The 2,952-nt window shown below is 42.5% G+C and carries 2 protein-coding genes; both read left to right on the top strand.

What is annotated here, in order from left to right:
- Positions 1-745: isoaspartyl peptidase/L-asparaginase (locus Q1V93_RS16290; RefSeq protein WP_300666114.1), on the top strand; the 745-nt coding region annotated here is incomplete at its 5' end.
- Positions 746-798: 53 nt separating this feature from the next.
- Positions 799-2,952: hypothetical protein (locus Q1V93_RS16285; RefSeq protein ID WP_300666113.1), on the top strand; the 2,154-nt coding region annotated here is incomplete at its 3' end.

The following is a 2,952-nucleotide window of genomic DNA, read 5'->3' as shown; positions in this document are numbered from 1 at the left end:
CAGAAGTGTCGGAATAGGAGGCATGCCGGATCGTGAAGGACATGTAACATTAGATGCTTGTATCATGGATTGGAATTCCAATTGCGGTTCTGTTGGTTGCCTGGAAGGAATTGCGCATCCGGTTTCCGTTGCCAAACACATTATGCAAAATACACCGCACGTGATGCTTGTTGGAGCCGGTGCAAAGAAATACGCATTAAAACATCAGTTCGAAATCATCAAAACACCGCTTCCGGAAGTGAAGAAAGAGTGGGAGAAATGGAAAAAAGAACAAGCTGCGATTGCTAAAAAACCCGAAATCAATCACGAAAACCACGATACGATTGGTTTGCTGGCAATAGATGAAGCAGGACGAATCAGCGGAGCGTGTACTACTTCCGGCTGGGCTTATAAATTGCCCGGACGGCTGGGCGATTCACCGATCATCGGTTCCGGATTGTTCATTGATCAGGAAGTTGGTGGAGCTGTTGCTACCGGTTTGGGAGAATCTATTATTCGCATTGCAGGATCACACACGGTTGTGGAATTAATGCGACAAGGAAAAAGTCCGGAACAGGCGTGTAAAGAAACAGTTGAAAGATTGATTCGCAAACACAAGGATATGAGTGGATTGCAATGTGCATTTATTGCGATCAATACGAAAGGTGAAGTAGGCGGTTTTTCCGTTTTTAACGGTTTTAATTACGCTTTAAAAACAAAAGATCAGGATGTATTGATTGATACTCCTTTTGATAGAAAATGGTAAAAATTGTTCCTTTAATTCTGTTGTTTTTTTTGACACATACTCTTTTCGGTCAAATGAAATTATCCTGGAAAGTACAGCATCCGGTTTCCAAAACCTGGATTCCTTTCGGCGAAAAAGGTTCTGTTCAGGAAGCGCTGATGGCAATGAAGGAACTTCCGGATCCTTTTGTGGGATTAAACGAAGATAAATTTGGCTGGGTTGAAAATTATCAATGGATTTTAGAATCGGAATTTCAACTGAACGAAAAAGAATTAAAACAGTTCATCGACCTGGATTTCCCCTCGGTTGATACCTACGCATCCATCTTTCTGAATGGGAAGTTTGTAGCAGAAACCAATAACGCATTTGTACATTGTCGTTTCAATGTGAAAGAGAAGGTACAGGCTGGAACGAATAAACTGAGAGTTGTATTCACACCGCCGGTTATGTACCAGAAACCGCGAATGGCAAAGGTAGGAGTAACGCTTCCGGCGCCAAATGATGTGGGGAAAATTGAAGTAGCACCGCATTGCCGAAAACCGCAGTATCAATTCGGCTGGGATTGGTCTTTGAGAATCTTAACGATGGGTTTTTGGGAACCGGTGAATCTGGATATTTATGAAAGTAATCGCGTCATCACGAATTATTTCAAAACCCTTGAAGTTTCTGAGGCTGTTGCAAAAAATGAGTTTTCAATCCTTTTAGCGGCAGAAAGCACGGAATCCTTTACCTGGGAAAGTACTTTATTCGGTACTCAAACGCTAAAAAGCGAAGGGAAAATACTGAAGCGTACCGAAACGATTCAAAACCCCGAATGGTGGTGGCCGAGAGGACAAGGAGAAGCTTTTTTGTACCGGGATCATTGGGTTTTGAAGAACGAACGGGGAGATATCCTGTTTGAAAAAGATGTTCGTTTCGGAGTTAAAAAAGTAGAATTAATTCAGGAGAAAGATCAGTGGGGAACTTCTTTTCAATTGAAAGTAAACAACCGCGTGATTTTCTGTAAAGGAGCAGATTACATCCCGGACGATATTTTTCCATCGCGAATCACAGATGAAAAGCTGGAATTGGCAGTAAAAACCATGCTGGATTGTAATTTCAATATGGTGCGCATCTGGGGCGGAGGATTTTACCCACGGGAATCGTTTTTAGAAGCTTGTGACGAAGGTGGTTTGATGGTTTGGCAGGATTTTATGTTTGCCTGTGCCATGTACCCCGGGACGGATGAATTTCTTGCGAACGTCAAGAATGAAATTTCCCAGCAGATTCCGCGTTTGGCTTCACACGCATCACTTACGTTGTTTAATGGGAACAATGAAGTAGATGTGGCCTGGAAGAATTGGGGCTTTCAAACAACTTACAACTTGTCTAAAAAGGATGACAAACTGATTGAATCTTATTATCAAAAACTGTTCAAAGAACTCATTCCGCAAACGGTCAAAGAATACACCAATCTGCCTTACGAACACACTTCGCCTTTAAGTAATTGGGGAAATGATGAATTCTACAATCATGGAACACAGCATTATTGGGGAGTTTGGCACGGAAAAGACCCAATCGAAGATTTTGGAAGGAAATCCGGGAGATTCAATGCAGAATACGGATTTCAATCCTTTCCGGAGTTAGCGACTTTATCACCGTTTATTCAGCCAAAAGATTGGAAACTGGATAGCCAGGTGATGAAAAACCGTCAGAAAAGTTATGTCGGGAACAGTATGATTGCGAAACATTCGGACCTGCTTTACGGAAAAACAGACAACTTTGAGCGTTTTGTTTACTTGTCGCAATTAACACAGTCCAAAGCAGTTGGAATTGCCGTTGTGGCGCATCGAACCACTTTTCCGCGCTGTACCGGAACACTTTACTGGCAGTTTAACGATTGCTGGCCGGCTCCGACCTGGAGCAGTATGGATTATTTCGGGAGATGGAAAGCCCTGCAATACCGGGTAAAAAACGATTTCAAGGATGTAACGATTGCTGAAAAGATCGATACGCTCGGTAAAGAGAAATACATGCTTATTTCCGATATTCCGAACGGATATTTGTGTGAAATAGAAGCAACTGTATATGATTTGCAGGGAAGAGCACTGGATACGCTGAAATGTCACCAGGCATTGGCATATCCGCATTCAACGGAACTTTTCCCGAAAGAACTGCAGTTTTACCGGGGAGATGATTTTGCGATTCGTTTCAAATGGAATGACGAGAAAGGAAAAACGAATGAGCGT

It is taken from the genome of Fluviicola sp., from assembly GCF_030151805.1.
In the GTDB taxonomy this organism is placed as follows: Bacteria; Bacteroidota; Bacteroidia; order Flavobacteriales_D; family Crocinitomicaceae; genus Fluviicola.
The sequence above is the reverse complement of the archived record's forward strand: the minus strand, read 5'-3'. Positions and strand labels throughout refer to the sequence as shown.